This is a genomic window from Streptomyces sp. ISL-99 (assembly GCF_018614005.1).
Lineage (GTDB): Bacteria > Actinomycetota > Actinomycetes > Streptomycetales > Streptomycetaceae > Streptomyces > Streptomyces flavidovirens.
Genome location: NZ_JAGGPC010000016.1, coordinates 16,703 through 36,005 on the forward strand (window position 1 = coordinate 16,703; position 19,303 = coordinate 36,005).

At 72.1% G+C, this 19,303-nt stretch carries 13 protein-coding genes; 3 read left to right on the plus strand and 10 right to left on the minus strand.

Annotation, left to right across the window (positions count from 1 at the left end; genetic code table 11):
* Positions 1–36: 36 nt before the first annotated feature.
* Complete coding sequence (locus J7E91_RS10300; RefSeq protein WP_214901104.1) at positions 37–1,467, plus strand: AarF/ABC1/UbiB kinase family protein; 1,431 nt, start codon at positions 37–39, stop codon at positions 1,465–1,467.
* Positions 1,468–1,476: 9 nt separating this feature from the next.
* Here J7E91_RS10300 and J7E91_RS10305 read toward each other — a convergent pair whose 3' ends face one another.
* The 5 genes from J7E91_RS10305 to J7E91_RS10325 all read right to left on the minus strand — a co-directional run bounded on the left by J7E91_RS10305 (position 1,477) and on the right by J7E91_RS10325 (position 5,295).
* Positions 1,477–1,704 (minus strand): hypothetical protein, encoded by a 228-nt coding sequence (locus J7E91_RS10305; RefSeq protein ID WP_214901166.1) that lies wholly within the window; start codon positions 1,702–1,704, stop codon positions 1,477–1,479.
* Between the two features lie 118 nt (positions 1,705–1,822).
* Positions 1,823–2,146 (minus strand): hypothetical protein, encoded by a 324-nt coding sequence (locus tag J7E91_RS10310; protein WP_028811771.1) that lies wholly within the window; start codon positions 2,144–2,146, stop codon positions 1,823–1,825.
* Positions 2,143–2,520 carry a WhiB family transcriptional regulator gene (locus J7E91_RS10315; RefSeq protein WP_214901106.1) on the minus strand — a complete coding sequence of 126 codons (378 nt, stop codon included), beginning with the start codon at positions 2,518–2,520 and terminating at the stop codon, positions 2,143–2,145. Before J7E91_RS10315 ends, J7E91_RS10310 begins: the two co-directional genes overlap by 4 nt.
* Before the next feature lie 158 nt (positions 2,521–2,678).
* Entirely contained in the window at positions 2,679–2,981 is a 303-nt protein-coding gene (locus tag J7E91_RS10320; protein WP_251015477.1) for a hypothetical protein, read from the minus strand.
* Between the two features lie 181 nt (positions 2,982–3,162).
* Positions 3,163–5,295, minus strand: coding sequence for an ATP-dependent DNA helicase UvrD2 (locus J7E91_RS10325; RefSeq protein ID WP_374224662.1), 2,133 nt, complete (start codon positions 5,293–5,295; stop codon positions 3,163–3,165).
* Between the two features lie 223 nt (positions 5,296–5,518).
* Here J7E91_RS10325 and J7E91_RS10330 point away from each other — a divergent pair, with 223 nt between their 5' ends.
* Positions 5,519–5,773 (plus strand): mycoredoxin, encoded by a 255-nt coding sequence (locus J7E91_RS10330; protein ID WP_028811775.1) that lies wholly within the window; start codon positions 5,519–5,521, stop codon positions 5,771–5,773.
* Between the two features lie 96 nt (positions 5,774–5,869).
* Here J7E91_RS10330 and nudC read toward each other — a convergent pair whose 3' ends face one another.
* The 5 genes from nudC to J7E91_RS10355 all read right to left on the minus strand — a co-directional run bounded on the left by nudC (position 5,870) and on the right by J7E91_RS10355 (position 16,372).
* Positions 5,870–6,811 carry an NAD(+) diphosphatase gene (gene nudC, locus J7E91_RS10335; protein WP_214901164.1) on the minus strand — a complete coding sequence of 314 codons (942 nt, stop codon included), beginning with the start codon at positions 6,809–6,811 and terminating at the stop codon, positions 5,870–5,872.
* A 101-nt stretch (positions 6,812–6,912) separates the two neighbouring features.
* On the minus strand, positions 6,913–8,313 hold the full coding sequence (locus J7E91_RS10340) for a dipeptidase (RefSeq protein ID WP_214901118.1): 1,401 nt from the start codon (positions 8,311–8,313) through the stop codon (positions 6,913–6,915).
* Between the two features lie 10 nt (positions 8,314–8,323).
* Positions 8,324–12,178 carry a UvrD-helicase domain-containing protein gene (locus J7E91_RS10345; protein WP_214901120.1) on the minus strand — a complete coding sequence of 1,285 codons (3,855 nt, stop codon included), beginning with the start codon at positions 12,176–12,178 and terminating at the stop codon, positions 8,324–8,326.
* A gap of 83 nt (positions 12,179–12,261) precedes the next feature.
* A complete protein-coding gene (locus J7E91_RS10350) occupies positions 12,262–15,687 on the minus strand; it encodes an ATP-dependent DNA helicase (RefSeq protein WP_251015479.1) in 3,426 nt (1,141 codons plus the stop codon).
* A 298-nt stretch (positions 15,688–15,985) separates the two neighbouring features.
* Positions 15,986–16,372 (minus strand): MGMT family protein, encoded by a 387-nt coding sequence (locus J7E91_RS10355; RefSeq protein ID WP_214901124.1) that lies wholly within the window; start codon positions 16,370–16,372, stop codon positions 15,986–15,988.
* 249 nt (positions 16,373–16,621) lie between these two features.
* On the opposite strand from J7E91_RS10355, the gene J7E91_RS10360 reads away from it, so the two are divergent.
* Entirely contained in the window at positions 16,622–19,219 is a 2,598-nt protein-coding gene (locus tag J7E91_RS10360) for a lysylphosphatidylglycerol synthase transmembrane domain-containing protein (RefSeq protein WP_214901126.1), read from the plus strand.
* Positions 19,220–19,303 lie beyond the last annotated feature (84 nt).

The window sequence follows — 19,303 nt, forward strand, 5'->3', positions numbered from 1 at the left end:
TAGGCGGCCACGGGTGTCTGGGATTTGGAGGGGCGCATGTCTGATCTTCCCCGAAAGGCGGTCACCCGTACCGCCAAGCTGGCGGCACTGCCGCTGGGCTTCGCCGGCCGAGCCACCTGGGGCCTGGGCAAGCGAATCGGCGGCAAGTCGGCCGAGATAGTGGGTCGCGAGCTTCAACAGCGCACGGCCGACCAGCTGTTCAAGGTCCTCGGTGAGTTGAAGGGGGGAGCGATGAAGCTGGGGCAGGCCCTGTCGGTGTTCGAGTCCGCGCTCCCCGAAGAGGTCGCCGGGCCGTACCGGGCGGCGCTGACGAAGCTTCAGGAAGCCGCGCCGCCCATGCCGACCCGCACGGTGCACGCGGTGCTGGAGGAGCGGCTCGGAGCACAATGGCGCGACTTGTTCCTGGAGTTCGAGGACAAGCCGTCGGCGGCGGCCTCGATCGGTCAGGTGCACCGGGCCGTGTGGCACGACGGGCGCGAGGTGGCCGTCAAGGTCCAGTACCCGGGCGCCGGGGACGCGCTGCTCTCCGACCTGAACCAACTGAGCCGTTTCGCCCGGCTGCTCGGCCCGCTGGTGCCGGGGATGGACATCAAGCCGCTCATCTCCGAGCTGCGCGACCGGGTGTCGGAGGAGCTGGACTACGAACTGGAGGCGGAGGCCCAGCGGCAGCACGCGGAGCAGTTCGCTGACGACCCGGACGTGGTGGTGCCCGATGTGGTGCACCAGAGCGATCAGGTGCTGGTGACCGAGTGGATCGACGGCATACCGATGGCCGACGTGATCACGGACGGGACGACGGAGCAGCGGGACAGGGCGGGGCAACTGCTGGCCCGCTTCCTCTTCTCGGGGCCGGCCCGCACGGGCCTGCTGCACGCGGACCCGCATCCGGGCAATTTCCGGCTGCTGCCCGTGGGCCACGCGGACGCGGGGGACGACGAGGAGGGTCAGGAGGACGCGGTCGGGCAATGGCGGCTCGGCGTGCTGGACTTCGGCACCGTTGACCGGCTGCCCGGCGGACTGCCCGCCACGATCGGGACCTCACTGCGGCTGACGCTCGACGGGGAGGCCGACGCGGTGTACGAGCTGCTCCGCGAGGAGGGCTTCGTGAAGGATTCCATCGATCTCGACCCGGACGCGGTGCTGGACTATCTGCTGCCGATCATCGAGCCCGCGCAGGCCGACGAGTTCACGTTCACGCGGGCGTGGCTGCGCCAGCAGGCGGCGCGGATCGCCGATGTCCGCTCCCCCGCGCACCGGTTGGGCAAGCAGCTCAATCTGCCGCCGGCCTATCTGCTGATACACCGGGTGTCCTTGAGCACCATCGGAGTGCTCTGCCAACTGGGTGCGACTGTACGGCTGCGGCGCGAACTGGAGGAGTGGCTGCCCGGTTTCCTCGCCGAGGATGCGGAGGGAACGCGAGAGGCGGAAGTAGCCGAAGAAGTGGACGGGGCGGCGGCCGGAGCGTAACCGTGCCGTTCACCACCAGGGCGAATCGAGCCGGCCCTCGATCGCTCTGAGGTTGGCGCGCGCGCAGTCGTCACAGAAGTAGTGGCGCCTGCCGTTCTCCACGGAGCAGGTCCAGGTCGGTGGTGTGTGCTCGGAGGGCTTGCCGCAGCGGGAGCACACCACGCTCTCGCCACCCTGCTCTGCGGGATCAGGAGCCTGCTCGGGGGGCCGGGGGTCCTCCCCGGGAGAACTCAGCACTCCGTGACGATATCTCCGACGGGGCGCGGGGGCCGGACAACGCACCGCGGGGGCCGGTCCGTTCGGACCGGCCCCCGCGGAGGGCTTCCTCTGCTCCGGCCTGCTGGGTGCCTGCCTGTTACTGCATGACCGCCATGGCCAGGGCGCGGCGGGCACGCAGTGAGACGCGCTCGGCGCGGCGCTGCATCCGCCGGGCGGCGACCAGGCGCACGGCCTGGTGTTCCGCCTCGGCTTCCCGCCGGCGTTCTTGCATATGGGCACGGGCCAGGGCTTCTGGGATGAGTTGCATCTCGCGGTTCCTGTTCTGACGCGAGTCGTTCGCGCCGGTGATCGTGACGTCGTGGGTAGCGGAGCCGAAGGGCTCGCTGGGGGAAGAGGTCATTGGGGCCTGCTTCTTGGGATCGTGCGTATGGGGTCGGTCGATGGTTCCGGTGACGTTCATGCCGCGACCGGGTTCTTGCGCGGGCGGCCACGCGGCCGCTTGCGGGCGACTACGACACCCTGGACGAAGAGCTCGCCACCCCAGACACCCCAGGGCTCGCGGCGCTCCTTGGCACCGGCGAGGCAGGCCTCGACCAGCGGGCAGGTGCGGCAGAGCGACTTGGCGTACTCGACATCGGCCGGGGACTCGGCGAAGAAGACCTCCGGGTCGTACGAACGGCAGGGGACGGGCACGCCGAGGTTCTCGATGGCGTCGTCGAGCGCGGTGAGCGCGGTCAGGGGGGCCGGGGCAGTCAAGGTGGGGTCCTCCGTGAGACCGGGCGGGGTGATCGGTTGGGAAGGCGGTACGGACGGGGCGTGCGTGTCGAGTTGCACGGTGGTTTGTTCCTCGTCGAGTCGTTCCGGCCGGTCGGCCGGGTGGCGGTTGCTGTCCCGAAGCCCCTTCGCTCTGTCTCTCCTGTTCGGGAAAAACAGAAGGGCCGCGGATCCCTGGTGGGGTTCCGCGGCCCTGAAGGCGCCTGCCTGATCCTGGATCAGGCTGGATCACTCCAGGGTTCGAGCCCACGGAAGGCCCACATCGTGTGGTGCTGCGTCGTCTGCTTCTTGGATCCGGCACCGGCTGCCGCAAAGGCATAGGCCTTCACCTGTGCCGCTGCTACTGCTGCTTCCGGTGCCTTGGTCGGTCGCTCATTGCGCGCCAGGACCAGGACGGGGAGGCTCGCGAGAGAGGCGGGGCGGACGGCGGGAATGCCGCCGGACACACCGGTGCCACGGAGCGAGGAGCCGAGCGGGCAGGGGGCGACGACCGAGCGATCGGTCATTTTGGTGAAGTTCATGAAGCTGGTCACTGGGCTCGCCTCCTCTCGGCGTCTCGGGGACCTTGGCACGAGGCCGGTCCCTACGTATTCGGATAAGTACAGCACGGAGTCAGGGCTTCAGAGAAGTCGCTGTTCCCGTGGTTAAGAACCTATGGGGATTGCTGGGGCTTGCGCAAACTATTTTCCCGACGAGTTTGAATCAGTCCTCCTCGTCGGCCCCTCCAAGGTCCTGACCTGCGCAGAGAGCCAGCACATCGGCTCCGAAACGCTCCAGCTTGCGGGCGCCGACCCCCGCGATGACGGCCAGTTCCCCCGCCTCGCCCGGCGCCGCCTCGGCGATCGCCATCAGCGTCTTGTCGGTGAAGACGCAGTACGCGGGCTGGCCCAGCTCCCGCGCCTGGCCCGCGCGCCAGTCGCGCAGCCGTTCGTACAGCGCCTCGTCCATGTCGGACGGGCAGTCCTCGCAGCGCATCAGTTTCACCTCACCGGCGTCGGTGAGCGTCTTTCCGCACACCCGGCACAGAGCCGAGCTGCGGCGCTTGCGCTTGGCCGGACCGCCCGTGCCGGCACCGGCGCCGCTGCCGCCGCGCGGAGCGGACGCGCCACGGCTGCCGGGGACGGAGGAACCGGGGCGCAGTCCGTTCAGGAAGCGGCTCGGGCGGCGCGAGGCCCGGCCGCCCGGGGAACGGGACAGTGCCCAGGACAGAACCAGATGCAGGCGGGCGCGCGTGACTCCTACGTACAGCAGGCGTCGCTCCTCCTCGACCTGCTCGTCGGTCTTGGCGTAGGTGATCGGCATCATGCCCTCGGTGAGGCCGACCAGGAACACGGCGTCCCACTCCAGGCCCTTCGCCGAGTGCAGCGAGGCGAGGGTGACGCCCTGGACGGCGGGCGCGTGCTGGGCGGCCGCGCGCTCGTCGAGTTCGGCCACGAGGTCGGAGAGCGTGGCGGTGGGCCTGGTCTTCGCGAAGTCCTCGGCGAGACGGACCAGCGCGGCCAGTGACTCCCACTGGTCACGCACGGCGCCGGAGCCGGCCGGGGGCTGCGTGGTCCAGCCGTTGCCGCTGAGGACGGCGCGGGTCTGGGAGGGCAGGTCCACGACGTCGTCGAGCAGCGGGTCGTTGTCCCCGAACCGAGCTGCGCTACGCAGGCCCGCGATCGCCTTCCGCACCTCCTGCCGTTCGAAGAACCGCTCCGCGCCGCGCAGCTGGTAGGGCACTCCGGCGTCGGCCAGTGCCTGTTCGTAGACCTCCGACTGGGCGTTGATCCGGTACAGCACGGCGATCTCACCGGCCGGGACGCCGGCGGCGATGAGGTCGCGGATGCGGCGGGCGGTGCCCTCGGCCTCGGCGGGCTCGTCCGCGTACTCCGTGTAGAGGGGCTCGGGGCCGGGCTCCCGCTGGGACACCAGCTCAAGGCGGTGCTCGGCGGCGCGGCCGCGCGCCTGGCTCAGCAGACCGTTGGCCAGGTGGACGACCTGAGGGGTCGAGCGGTAGTCGCGGACCAGCTTCACGACGGTCGCGTCCGGGTGCTTGGTGCGGAAGTTCAGCAGGTGGTCGGGGGTGGCGCCGGTGAAGGAGTAGATCGTCTGGCTGGCGTCGCCGACGACGCACAGGTTCGGCCGGTCGCCCAGCCACAGTTCGAGCAGCCGCTGCTGGAGGGGGCTGACGTCCTGGTACTCGTCCACCACGAAGTGCTGGTACTGGCTGCGCACGTGGTCGGCGATGTCGTGCCGGTCCTGGAGGATGCCGACGGTGAGCAGCAGCACATCCTCGAAGTCGATCACGGCCCGGTCGCGCTTGAGCTGCTCGTACATCGCGTAGATCTGGGAGATCTCCGCCGCGTCCCTGGGAGCGTCGCGGCCCGACTTGGCGGCCGCGGCCGGGTAGTCGCCGGGGACGGTCTGGGTGACCTTCGCCCACTCGATCTCCCCCGTCACGTCCCGCAGCTCGTTGCGGTCGAGGCGGACGCGGCAGCGGGCGGCGGCCTCGGCGACCAGCTGGATCTTGCGCTCGACGAGCCGGGGCAGGTCGCCACCGACTGCTTTCGGCCAGAAGTACTGGAGCTGGCGGAGCGCGGCGGAGTGGAAGGTCCGCGCCTGGACGCCGCCCGCGCCGAGCTGGCGGAGCCGCCCGCGCATCTCGCCCGCGGCGCGGTTGGTGAACGTGACGGCCAGCACACTGGCCGGCTGGAGAATCCCGGCGCGCACGCCGTACGCGATGCGGTGCGTGATGGCGCGCGTCTTGCCGGTGCCGGCTCCCGCCAGCACGCACACCGGACCGTGCAGGGCCGTCGCGACCTCGCGCTGCTCGGGGTCGAGCCCATCGAGCACCGCGTCCGCCGAGTCGGGGACCTGCGGGAAAAGAGAGGAGTGCGTTGCTGCTGTCACCCCGCCATGCTGCCAGGTCGGGAGTGGTGGGTGCGGCGCTTGTCCACAGGGCCCTGGCACTGGTCGTACTAATGCGGGAATGGCGGTCGGGTCGCGTACGTTCGACTCACTGGATTTTCGACTCACCGGGGTACGGACTCCGGCGAACCAGAGGAGCGCATTCGACATGCAGGGAACAGTGACGATGTACAGCACGACGTGGTGCGGCTACTGCCGTCGGCTCAAGAGCCAGATGGACCGTGAGGGCATCGCGTACACCGAGATCAACATCGAGCTGGACCCGGAGTCGGCGGCCTTCGTCGAGAAGGCGAATGGCGGAAACCAGACGGTCCCGACCGTCCTCGTGGTTCCCGCCTCTGGTGAGCAGTCGGTCATGACCAACCCGAGCCTCGCCCAGGTCAAGCAGGCGCTGGCCGTCTGAGGTACGAAGGTACAGAGAAGACATACCGCTCATACGGAAGGGCCCTTCCGTATGAGCGGGCGTTACGTATGAGCGGGCGTTACGTATGAGCGGGCGTTACGGGTTCAGTGGCTTCGGCAGGGGCTTGCCGTACCAGAGCTCCACCAGGCGGGCGGCGATCGAGATGCCCGACGGGGGCAGGATCTCACCGGACTCGATGGCGCTCCGAAGATCGTCCCTGGAGAACCAGCGCGCCTCCTCGATCTCCTCGCCGTCCACGTCGATCTCCGACGACGTGGCGCGCGCCATGAAGCCGAGCATCAGGCTGGACGGGAACGGCCACGGCTGGCTGGCGACGTACTCGACCCGGCCGACTGTGACACCCGCCTCCTCGAAGACCTCCCGGGCCACCGACTCCTCGATCGTCTCACCGGGCTCCACGAAGCCCGCGAGCGTCGAGAACCGGCCTTCCGGCCAGTGCACCTGGCGGCCGAGGAGCGCGCGGTCCTCCTCGTCCGTGACCAGCATGATGACGGCGGGATCGGTGCGCGGGTAGTGCTCGGCGCCGCACGCCTGGCAGCGCCGGATGTGTCCGGCCGCCGCGATGACGGTGCGCTCGCCGCAGCGCGAACAGAAACGGTGCAGCCGCTGCCAGTTCTCCAGGGCCACCGCGTGGACCATCAGGCCCGCGTCGCGCGGGTCGAGCAGGAGCCCGGCCTCGCGCAGACCGGCGGGGCGCGCGGACTGGTCCATGCGGCCCGGCAGGGAGTCCTTCTGGAGAGCGAAGTAGCTGACGCCGTCCTCGTCCGTACCGAGGAAATAGCGGTGCGTCTCGGTGACCGGGGCCTCGAAGGCGGGGGTCATGACGAGTTCGGTGCGCCCGTCCGGGGTGTCGTCGATCAGGGCCTGTCCGCCGGAGACCACGAAGACACGGGTCGTCGGGTGGCTCCACGCCGCCGCCAGCCAGGCCTCGTCGAGGCGGTGGTGCGCGGCGCGGTCGATGCCGCTCGGGGCGGTGAGCCCGATCGGCCGCTGCGTGGTGTCCGTGCTGCCCGCCATGTCCGAGCCGGCCGAGCTGCCCGCGGTCAGGCCCGTGTGGTCGGTCGAGGTGCTCACAGGTGCTTCCAACTCCCCCTGGTGGATTCGGATGAGGTTCGGCTTCAGGAGGCGCGCCAGTGCGCCGCGAGGTCGCCCCACAGGTACGCGGTTGTCTCGACGCCCTTGAGGAGCAGGTCGAGCTCGACCTTCTCGTTGGGTGCGTGCCAGCCGTCCGAGGGTACGGAGATACCCAGGAAGAGCACGGGTGCACCGAGTACGTCCTGGAGGTCCGCCGCGGGCCCCGAGCCGCCCTCGCGCGTGAAGAGGATCTTCTGGCCGAAGGCGCGGCCCATGGCCCGTACGACGGACTGGAGGGCGGGGTGGTCCAGTGGCGTCAGGCACGGGCGCGTGGCGGAGCCGAACGTGATCTCGTGGCGGATGCCGGCCGGTACGCGGGATGCGACCCAGTCGCGTACGGACTGCTCGATCTTGTCCGGGCGCTGGCCCGCGACCAGGCGGAACGACAGCTTCAGGTGGGCGGAGGACGGGACGATCGTCTTGCCGCCGGGGCCCTGGTAGCCGCCGCCGATGCCGTTGACCTCGGCGGTCGGCCGGGCCCAGACACGCTCCAGAGTGGTGTGGCCGGCCTCGCCGAGCGTGGCTCGGGACTTGGCCGTACGGAGCCACTCGTCCTCGTCGAAGGGGAGCTCGGCGAACAGCTCGCGCTCGCGGTCCGTGAGCTCGACCATGCCGTCGTAGAAGCCGGGGATCGTGACGTGCTCGTTCTCGTCGTGGAGGGCCGCGACGAGCCGGGCGGCGACGGTGGCCGGGTTGGGGACGGCGCCGCCGAAGGACCCTGAGTGGATGTCCTGGTCGGGCCCGTACAGCTCGATCTCGCAGTCGGTCACGCCGCGCATGCCGGTGCAGACGGTGGGGGTGTCCTCGGACCACATGCCGGTGTCGGAGACGATCACCGCGTCGGCGGCGAGGCGCTCGGCGCGCTCCTCGACGAGCGCGCGGAAGTGCGGGGAGCCGGACTCCTCCTCACCCTCGACGAGAAGCTTGAGGTTGACGGCGGGGGCGGTGCGGCCGGTGGCGGCGAGGTGGGCGCGCACGCCGAGGGTGTGGAAGAACACCTGGCCCTTGTCGTCGGCGGCGCCACGGGCGTAGAGCCGGCCGCCGATGATCTCCGGCTCGAAGGGGTCCGTGTGCCAGCCGTCCTCGCGGGCGGCGGGCTGCACGTCGTGGTGTCCGTAGACGAGCACGGTGGGGGCGTCCGGGTCGCCGCTCGGCCACTCGGCGAATACGGCCGGGGCGCCTGCGGTGGGCCAGATCTCGGTGACCGGGAAGCCGGTCGCCTTGAGCTTCGCCGCCAGCCATTGGGCGCTGCGCCGCACGTCGGCGGCGTGGTCCGGCTGCGCCGACACGGACGGGATGCGCAGCCAGTCGGCGAGGTCGCCGAGGAAGGCCGCGCGGTGCGTGTCGATGTACGTACGGACGACGCTGTCCGGGGTGTCGCTCATGGCCTTGAGCCTATCCGGCCGCCGGGCCGGGCTCGTCCAGCAGGATCCGTTCCAGCTCGGCACGGCCGGGGAGGCCGGTGGGGCGCGCGATCTCACCGGTGCGGACGTAGAGGAACGCCGCGCCCACGGAGTCGAGGGGCAAGTCGTGCTGTTCCGCCCAGGCGAGGCGGTAGACGGCGAGCTGGAGGGGGTCGGCGGCGCGCGTGCGGCTGGTCTTCCAGTCGACGATCTCGTACGCGCCGGTCGTCTCGTCGCGGTATACGGCGTCTATGCGACCCCGGATGACGCGGCCCGCGAGGGTGAGGTGGAAGGGCGCCTCGACGCGGTACGGGGTGCGGCGGGCGTACGGGGTGCGCTCGAACGCCTCCTTGAGTGCGGCCAGGTCGCGCTCGTCCGCGATCTCGGCGTCGGACTCGTCGCCGCCGGGCAGCTCGTCCGGCCCGAGCATGGGCAGCGGCAGCTCCTCGAAACGCGACTCCACCCACGCGTGGAACCGGGTGCCCCGGCGCGCGGCGGGCTGTGGCGGACGTGGCATGGGGCGGGCGAGCTCCTGGGCGAAGCCGTCGGGGTCCGCGGCGAGCCGCAGGAGCTCGGATGCGGTGAGGGAGGGCGGTACGAGGACGTCACGGGTGGTGGCGCGGGCACGGCGCAGCTCACCGGCGAGGGCGTCGAGATCCCGGTCCCAGGACGCGACCGCGCGGGCCTCTTCGGGGGTGAGGGGGTCTCCATCATGGCCCGGTCGAGGCGTGCTGGTTCCACTGGACACCGTCGGGCCGCCCGGGCCCGTCGCGTGCGTCTCGTGCGTCCCGTGCGTCTCGTGCGTCGGGTGGGGGCGTGCGGGGACGGTGTCGTGGCCCGGGGCGGACTGTGCGTGCTGGTGGGGTACGGCGCCGGGGCGGTCCGCGCGCGCGTGCGTGCGGGGCGCGGGTACGGCGCCCGGGCGCACAGCGGACCAGCTGTCCCAGTCCCCCGGGTCGGCATCGTGGCCATGGAGCGCGTCGAGCGAAGCCCCGGCGTCGACCGCGGCGTGGGCGCGGCTGTCGGGCGCGGTGGCCTCGGCGGGGACGCTGGTCCCGGTACGGGCGCCGGGGGCGGCGTCCCCGTCCGCGCGGGCCTCCATGCCGGTACGGATCTGCGGCGCCGCCTCGGCGTGGGCGGTGTCCGTGCCGGTGGCCGGCGTGGTCGGGTGCGTCGTGGGGCGTTCCGTGAGCAGGGTTTCCCAGTCCGGCGGGGTGGCGTCGGAGTCCGCCTCGAAGGCGGCTTCGAAATCTGTCTCGACGGGCTCTTCGAGGTCGAAGTCGAAGCTGGAGTCGAAGTCGGAGTTGAAGTCCGTGAGGGGCTCCGCCTCCGCCTCGGCCGGAGCTGCCGCCAGGGCCGCCAAGTGGGCCATGACCGTCTCCGCTGCCCGGCGGCGGCGGGCCATGGACGCCGGATCCAGCGGCAGCGGCCACGCGCGGTCCGTCGCCGACTCGCGCAGGGACGGGTTCTCCTCGTCCTCCGCGGGCTCGTCCGCCCACGCCTCGATCTCTCCGAATCCGGCCGCGCAGTGGTCGTACAGCGCCCGCAGGAAGCCGGAAGGGCCGCGCGGCTTCTTCTGGGTCGGGCCCCACCAGTGGCCCGAGCCGAGGAGCAGCGAGCGCGGGCGCGTGAAGGTCACGTATCCGAGGCGCAGTTCCTCGGTGTGCTGGTGTGCCTTCATCTCGTCCTTGAACGCCTTGATGCCCTTGGCGTCCCAGTCGCCCACGTCCGGGAGCGTCTTGGCGTCGCCGCGCAGCGCGTGCGGCAGGACCTTGGCCTGCGAGGTCCAGGAGTCGCGTGACTGCTCGCTCGGGAAGTGGCCCGCGACCAGGCCCGGCGCCGCCACGACGTCCCACTCCAGGCCCTTGGACTTGTGCGCGGTGAGGACCTTGACGGTGTTCTCGCCACCGGGCAGGGCGTTGTCGAGCCCCTTCTCGTACTGGGCGGCGGTCCGCAGGAAGGCGAGGAAGGCCAGCAGGTTCGCCTCGCCGTCCAGCGCCGCGAATCCGGCCGCCGTGTCCAGGAAGTTGCTCAGCGTCTCGCGCCGGCGGGCGGCCAGGGCGTGCGGTGAGGCCGAGAGTTCCACTTCGAGGCCCGTCGTGGCGAGCACCCGGTGCAGTACGTCCATGAGCGGGTCCGCGAGCGAGCGCCGCAGGTCGCGCAGCTCGGCCGCCAGGCGGGCGAAGCGGACCCGGGCGTCGGCCGAGAAGGGCAGGCCGTCGTCCGGGCCGCCGCCGGACTCCAGGAAGGTGTCGAGCGCGTCCGCGAGAGAGATGACCTCCGCCGGGTCCACGCCCTCGACGGCCTCGGCCAGCCTGCCGTCGGGGTCGGCGTCCGCGTCGGCGCCCGGCGCGCGGTGGACGAGCAGGCGCGCGCGGCGCCCGAGCAGGGCCAGGTCGCGCGGGCCGATGCGCCAGCGCGGTCCGGTGAGGACGCGTACGAGCGAGGCATTGGCCCCAGGGTCCTGGAGGACCTCGCAGACGGCGACGAGGTCCGCGACCTCGGGGAGGTGGAGGAGCCCGGAGAGGCCGACGACCTCGACCGGTACGTCGCGGGCCACCAGCGCGCCCTGGATCTCGGCGAAGTCGCCCGCCGTACGGCACAGGACGGCGATCTCGCCGGGCTCCTTGCCCGTACGGACGAGGTGGGCTATCGAGTCGGCCAGCCACGCGATCTCCTCCGCGTGGGTGGGCAGGAGCGCGCAGCGGACGATGCCGTCGCGCTCCGCGCCGGGGGCGGGGCGCAGTGCCTCCACGCCCTCGTGCATGGCGCGCAGCGGGACGGCGAGGCCGTTGGCGAGGTCGAGGAGGCGGCCGCCGCTGCGGCGGTTCTCGCTGAGCGAGTAGCGGGCCGCGGGGCTCCCGTCGGCGTACGGGAAGTGGGCGGGGAAGTCGTCGAGGTTCGCGACGGAGGCACCGCGCCAGCCGTAGATCGCCTGGCAGGGGTCACCCACCGCCGTCACCGCGTGCCCGGTGCCGCCGCCGAACAGTCCGGAGAGGAGCAGGCGCTGTGCGACGGACGTGTCCTGGTACTCGTCGAGCAGGACGACCCGGAATTCGTCGCGCAGGATCCGGCCGGCCTCCTCGCTGGTGAGCGCGAGTTCGGCGGAGAGGGCGATCTGGTCACCGAAGTCGAGGAGGTCGCGGCTGCGCTTGGCCTCGCGGTAGCGGGTGGTGAGGTCGAGGAGTTCGAGGCGGGCGGCGGCGGCTTCGGGGACCTTGCGCAGGTCGGCGTTGGAGAGCTTGACGGACGCGAGGGTGTTCAGGAGCTCGGTGTCGTACGTCGCGAGGCGGGCCGGCTTCACGAGGTGCTCGGCCAGCTCCGCGTCCAGCGCGAGCAGGTCGCTGACCAGGGACGGAAATGATCTGGTGAGCGCCGGATACGGCCCTGGCGCCTCGCGCAGCACCCGCGCGGCGAGCTGGTAGCGGGTGGCGTCGGCGAGGAGGCGGGCGGTCGGTTCGAGGCCGATGCGCAGGCCGTGCTCGGCGAGGAGCTGCCCGGCGAAGGCGTGGTACGTCGAGATCCGGGGCTCGCCGGGGGGGTTGTCGGGGTCGATGACGTCGGGGTCGGTCACCCCGGCGCGCACCAGCGCCTTGCGGACGCGCTCGGCGAGCTCACCGGCCGCCTTGTTGGTGAAGGTCAGGCCGAGTACCTGCTCGGGGGCGACCTGCCCGGTGCCGACCAGCCACACCACGCGCGCGGCCATGACCGTCGTCTTGCCCGAACCGGCTCCGGCCACGATGACCTGCGGGGCAGGCGGTGCGGTGATGCACGCCATCTGCTCCGGGGTGAACGGGATGCCGAGGAGCTCTTTGAGCTGCTCGGGGTCGGTGATTCGGGCTGACACCCCAGAGAGGCTATCCGGCCCCACTGACAACGACGGTCCGTGAAGCCGGCGCTACTCGACGAGCGGGTTATTCGACGAGCGTGCTACTCGACGATGTGGCGGCCCTCCGGCTGCGCGCTGCACGAAGCGCGGAACGCGCAGTGCGTGCAGTGCTGGCCGGTCGCCGGGCCGAAGCGTTCGTCGAGTACGCGGCCGGCGGCGGTGGCGAGCAGGTCGCCGACCCACTCCCCGGCGAGCGGCTCCTGCGCCTGGACCTTGGGCAGCGCCTCCCCGCCGTCCTTCTTGGCGGCGGCCTGCCGCAGCTGTACGAGTTCGGCGCCGCCGGGCTCGGGGCGCGTTCCCCCGAACGCCTCGTCCACCGCGCCTTCCCGTACGGCGAGCTGGTAGACGGCGAGCTGCGGATGGCGGGCGACCTCGTCGCGCGTGGGGGTTGCTTTCCCGGTCTTGAAGTCGACGACGTACGCCCGCCCCTCGGCGTCCCGCTCGACGCGGTCCATGGAACCCCGGATGCGCACCTCGTACTCCCCGCCCGCTTCCAGGGTCACGTCGAAGTCGTGCTCGGTGGCGACCGGGGTGCGTCCGCCGCGGTCCATGACGTGCCACTTCAGGAAGCGTTCGAGCGCCACGCGCGCGTGCTCCTTCTCCTGCTGGGACTTCCAGGGGGCGTCGAAGGCGAGGGCGTCCCAGACGGAGTCGAGGCGTTCCATGAGTACGGCGAGGTCGGCGGGCGTACGGCCGGACGCGACCTCGTCGGCCAGGACGTGCACGACGTTCCCGAAACCCTGCGCGGCGGTCGCCGGTGCGTCTGCCTTCACCTCGCGTCCCAGGAACCACTGGAGGGAGCACGTGTTCGCGAGCTGGTCCAGTGCGCTTCCCGAGAGCGCTACGGGTTCGTTGCGGTCGCGCAGCGGGACGCTGCTGTGCGTCGGGTCGTACAGGCCCCACCAGCGGTACGGGTGCGCCGAAGGGACCAGCGGCTGGCCGTCCTCGTCCGCGAGCGCGGCGAGGCGGGCCAGTCGGCGGGCGGCGGCGTCGCGCAGGGCGGGGGTCGCCGCCGGGTCGACGGTGGTGGCGCGCAGTTCGGCGACGAGTGCGGCTACGGCGAGGGGGCGGCGGGGGCGGCCTGTGACGTCCTTGGGTTCGACGCCGAGTTCGGCGAGGAAGCGGGAGGGCTGGTCGCCGTCGTCGGCGGGGGCCTTGACGGCGGTGACGACGAGGCGCTCGCGGGCGCGGGTGGCGGCGACGTAGAAGAGCCGGCGTTCCTCGGCGAGGAGGGCGCCGGGGGTGAGGGGCTCGGCGAGGCCGTCGCGGCCGATCCGGTCCGCTTCGAGGAGCGATCCGCGGCGGCGCAGGTCCGGCCACAGTCCCTCCTGTACGCCCGCCACGACGACCAGGCGCCACTCCAGGCCCTTTGACCGGTGCGCGGTCATCAGGCGTACGGCGTCGGGGCGTGCGGCGCGCTTGCTGAGGGTGTCGGCGGCGATGTCCTGGGCGTCGAGCTCTTCCAGGAAGTTCAGGGCGCCGCGGCCGCCGGAACGTTCCTCGGCGCGGGCCGCGGTGTCGAAGAGCGCGCATACGGCGTCGAGGTCGCGGTCGGCGTTGCGGCCGGCCGTGCCCCCGCGCAGGGCTGCGCGTTCGAGGCGCCCCGGCCAGGGGGTGCCGTTCCACAGCTCCCACAGAGCCTCCTCGGCCGTGCCGCCGGCTTCGAGGAGCGTACGGGCCGTGCGCAGGAGCGCGCCGAGGCGCTGGGCGCCGCGGGCGTACGCCGGGTCGTGCGCGGCCAGGCGCTCGGGTTCCGCGAGGGCGCGGGCGAGCAGTTCGCCGGAGGGCGGCGGGAGCCGGTTCCCGGCGGCGCGCTCCTCGTCGCGCAGGGCACGGCCGAGCCGGCGCAGGTCGGCGGTGTCCATGCCGGCGAGCGGCGAGGCGAGCAGCTCGGCGGCGACCTCTGCGCTGAGCCAGGTGGTGGTGGGCGGGTTGGGACTCCCCCGGCCTTCGGCCTGGGCCGGGTCCACACCCTGCCCCGGGTCCTCGCCCCGCCCTTGGCCCTCGGCCCGCCCCGGGTCCTCATCCTGCCCCCGGTCCTCGCCCCGCCCCGGGTCCTCGCCCGGCGCCGGATCGTCGCTCCGGACGGCGCTCGCGGCTTCCGGTTGCGGGGGCTGTGCGGTGAGCGGTGGCGTGGGGGCGAGCGCCGCCTCGGCCACCGCCCGCAGCGCCGTCAGCAGAGGCGTTACCGCCGGCTCGTGGCGCAGGGCCAGGTCGTCACCGTCGATCTCCAGGGGGACGCCCGCGGAGGTCAGGGCGCGGCGTACGGCGGGGATGGTGCGGCCGCCGGCGCGTACCAGTACCGCCATCTCGTTCCACGCCGCGCCCTCCTCCAGGTGGGCGCGGCGCAGGATGTCCGCGATGTTGTCGAGCTCCGTGCCCGCCGTCGGGTACGTGAAGACCTCCGTGCGGCCCCCTTCGCGTACGGCGGCGAGGTCGCGGTGCGCCCGTACCTTCTCGGCCGGCAGGCGCGTCAGCGGCATCCGGCGGGTGAGCAGACGGGTGGCCGCCAGGAGGCCCGCTCCCGAGCGGCGGGAGGTCGTCAGGACCTCCACCGGCGAAGGGCTGCCGTCCGTTCTGCGGAAGGTGTCCGGGAAGTCGAGGATGCCGCCGACGTCCGCTCCTCGGAACGCGTAGATCGACTGATCCGGGTCACCGAAAGCCACCAGGGTGCGGCCGGAGCCGGCCAGCGCGTGCAGGAGGCGGACCTGTGCCGGGTCCGTGTCCTGGTACTCGTCGACGAAGACAGCGTCGTACTGCGCGCTGAGCCGGCCCGTGAGCTCCGCCTGTTCGGCGAGCAGCACCGCCCGGTGGACCAGTTCGGCGTAGTCGAGGACGCCCTGCATGTCGAGTACGTCGAGGTACTCGGCCAGGAAGGCCGCCGCGGCCTTCCAGTCGGGCCGCCCGGTACGCGCCGCGAAGGCTCCGAGCGAGTCGGGGCCGAGCCCCAGCTCGCGGCTGCGCGCCAGCACGGCGCGGACCTCGTCGGCGAAGCCGCGCGTGGTGAGGCAGGCGCGCAGTTCGTCCGGCCAGTGGACGGGGGCGGGCCGGCCGTCCCGTTCCAGGTCCACGTGGCCCGCGAGCAGGTCACGTACGGCGACGTCCTGTTCGGGGCCGGACAGCAGCCGCAGCGGTTCGCTGAAGAGGTCGCTGTCCTGATGGGCCCGGACCAGGGCGTAGCAGAAGGAGTGAAAGGTGGTCGCCTGCGGCCCGTACGCGCCGCCGAGCCGCAGCGCCATCCGGTCGCGCAGTTCCACCGCCGCCTTGCGGCTGAAGGTGAGCACCAGGATGCGCGCCGGGTCGGCCCCCTTGGCGACGCGCGCGGCCACCGCCTCCACCAGGGTCGTCGTCTTGCCGGTGCCCGGTCCCGCGAGGACAAGCAGCGGGCCCCCGGCATGGTCAACCACCGCACGCTGGCGTGCGTCCAGAAGAGGGGGGTTCACCGGGCCCGGCCGGGTACGTACCAGTCGGTACGCGCCCGGGGTCCGCTGCCGCGCCTGACGGTGCGGCGGATTCCAGCCGGAACCCGCGGAACCTGGGGAAGGGGAGGAGCTCACGTGGATCGCCGGTCCTGGTGGGTGTACGGATTGACTTACCACCCCGTGCGGGGCGCGGTGCGTGCGCGATGAGCGGTGTGCGCGCGACGCGTGCCGACGACGCTACGCCAGTGGGCGCCGGGGACGCAGCGAGTCCGCCTCCCGCTACGCCTCTCGTACCCCGCACGGGCCCGGCGCCGCCCGCCGCGTCGCCGCATGCAGGAGGCTGTCAGGTGTGAGCCGTGTGAGCTTGTGCACTTCCGCCGGAGCCGGCCGTGCCGCCGTCCCACCGCGCCTGCTTCATGTCCAGGCGCGGGAGGTGGGTCCCGGACTGCCGGGTGGCCGTCCGCAGCGGGGTGCCCTCCGCGCGGTAGTGGCCCAGCGCCCGCAACTCATGGCCGGGAAGCAGTGCGCCGTCGGAACGCACCACACGCCACCAGGGCGCGCCGCCGCCGTAGAGCGCCATGACCCGCCCCACCTGGCGTGGGCCGCCCTCCTCGAGCCACTCGGCGACGTCCCCGTACGTCATCACACGGCCGGGTGGAATCATCTCCGCCACCTCCAGCACGCGCTCGGCGTACTCGGGGAGTTCGGGGACTTCCGGCTCGTCGCTCATCCGGTCCATCCTGCACCACGGCACCGACAGTGCGCTGCTCCATGGGGCGTACCCAAAACACCGCACGCCCCCGCAATGCACCCTGATGCCCCCCTCTGTCATCCGGTCATGCCACCATCATCCGGGCGGTGACAGGTGATACGAGATCAAGAAGAATCGACGAAGGAGCAGGGCGTGCAGCCGCCCCCGGCGGCGCGCACCCCTGGCGCCGATTCGCACCCTGACGCACCCGAGAGGCCCACGGAGAACATGGACAGCGGGCCCGAAGCACCCCACACCGACCGGGTCTCCGGCGACGAACCGCTGCTCGCCGCGCGCGTGCACCGCCCCTCCGACCTGGTGCGACTGCTCGTCGGCGTACTCGGCATCATCTGCGTGCTCACCATCGCCGCCTTCGCGCACGGCACCGCGTCCGGGCTCGAACAGGACATCAGCAAGGGCACCGGCCAGACCCCCGACGTCTTCATCAAACTGGCCGGTCTGATCTCCAGCATCGCCGTACTGATCCTGCCGGTCGCCTTCGCGATCGAGCGGCTGATCAAGCGCGACGGACTGCGGATCGCGGACGGCGTACTCGCGGCCGTGCTCGCCCACGGTGTGGCGCTCGCCACCGACCTGTGGGTCTCCGAGGCCGCCCCGGCCACGATCAGGGAAGCGCTCACCCAGGCCACCGCGAACGGCGAACTCACCGATCCCGTGCACGGTTATCTCGCGCCCGTCATCGCCTACATGACGGCGGTCGGTATGGCCCGCAGGCCGCGCTGGCGCGTGGCGCTGTGGGCGGTGCTGCTGCTCAACTCGTTCGCCGTACTGGTGGGCCGCCAGACCACACCGTTCTCGATCATCGTGACGGTGCTGATCGGCTGGACGGTCGCGTACGGGACGCTTTACGCCGTCGGATCGCCGAACGTACGACCCACCGGACAGACGCTCCTTGCGGGCCTGCGGCACGTCGGCTTCCGCCCCGTGACCGCGATGCGCGCCGAGGACGCGCCCGACTCCGCCGAACAGGGCGACCGCGGGCGGCGCTACCTCGTCACCCTGGAGGACGGGCCTCCCCTCGACGTCACCGTCGTCGACCGCGAGCAGCAGGCGCAGGGGTTCTTCTACCGCGTGTGGCGGCAGGTGACCCTGCGCGGCATCACCCAGCGCCGCTCGATCCAGTCGCTGCGCCAGGCACTGGAACAGGAGGCGCTTCTCGCGTACGCCGCCATCGCCGCCGGGGCCAACGCGCCGAAGCTGATCGCCACGTCCGAGCTCGGCCCCGACGCCGTGATGCTCGTGTACCAGCACCTCGGCGGCCGCTCGCTGGACTCGCTGCCCGACGAGGAGATCACCGACGAGCTGCTGCGCGGCGCGTGGCGTCAGGTCAAGGCCCTCCAGTCGCGCCGTATCGCGCATCGCAGGCTGGTCGGCGACGCGATCCTGGTGGATCGTTCCGGCAGGGTGATCCTGACCGACCTGCGCGGTGGTGAGATCGCCGCCGGCGACGTCGTACTGCGCATGGACGTCGCGCAGCTCCTGACGACGCTCGGGCTGCGTGCGGGCGCCGAGCGGGCCGTGGCCGCCGCCGTGGAGGTGCTGGGTCCCGACGCGGTCGCCGACAGCCTGCCGCTGCTCCAGCCGATCGCGCTCAGCCGCTCCACGCGCGCGACGCTGCGCAAGCTGGCGCGCGAGCGGTCGCAGCGGGAGCGCGAGGCCGTGATCGATGCCTCGCACGCCGCCAAGGCGGCCGAGCCGGGCGCCGAGGACGCCGGGGCCGTGAGTGGGCGCAAGGCCGTACGGGCGGAGAAGAAGGCCGAGAAGGGGGCCATAGAGGAGGCCCTGGAGGAGGCTCGCGAAGAGGACCTGCTGACACAGATCCGTCATCAGGTGCTGCTCATCCGTCCGCAAGCGCTCGTCGAGCCGGCCCGCCTCGAACGCATCAGGCCCCGCACGCTCGTCAGCGTCATCGCCGGCGCGTTCGCCGCGTACTTCCTCATCTCGGGGCTGATGGCCAACGACATGAGCGAGGCGATCGCGACGGCGGACTGGCGCTGGGCCGGGGTGGCCGTGCTGTTCTCCGCACTGAGCTACCCGGCGGCGGCGATGAGTCTGCTCGGCTTCGTTCCCGAGAAGGTCTCCTTCGGGCGAACGGTCAAAGCGCAGGTGGCCGGGTCCTTCGTGAAGCTGGTCGCCCCGGCGGCGATCGGCGGTGTGGCACTCAACGCCCGTTTCCTCCAGCGCGCCGGCGTACGTCCGGGGCTGGCGGTGGCGAGTGTCGGGGCCTCGCAGCTCTTCGGCCTCGCGAGCCACATCACGCTGCTGATGATCTTCGGTTACGTAACGGGCACCGAACGGACCCCCACGCTCTCCCCGTCCCGGACGGTGATCGCCGGCCTGCTGACGGCGGCGGTGCTGGCGCTGGTGGTGACGGCCGTACCGATCCTGCGCAGGTTCGTGGTGACGCGGGTGCGGTCGCTGTTCGCGGGCGTGGTGCCGCGCATGCTCGACGTACTGCAGCGGCCGCAGAAGCTGATCACCGGCATCGGCGGGATGCTGTTGCTGACCGCGGCGTTCGTGATGTGCCTGGACGCGTCGATCCGCGCCTTCGACAGCGACGCCCGCCTGAGTTACGCCACCATCGCGGTGGTCTTCCTGACCGCAAACGCGCTGGGTTCCGCGGTGCCGACACCTGGCGGTGTCGGGGCGGTCGAGGGCGCGCTCATCGCGGCCCTGACGGTCGCGGGTCTGCCTACCGCGATCGCGGCCCCCGCTGTGCTGCTGTACCGGCTGCTGACGTTCTGGCTGCCGGTGCTGCCGGGCTGGCTGTTCTTCAACAACCTGACGCGCAAGGAACAGCTCTAGGCGCTGGTGGCTTCGTACGAGCCGTACCGCACCTGCCAGGAGAATCGACCTATCTTCCTTGCATACGCGGCCCACGCGGTCATA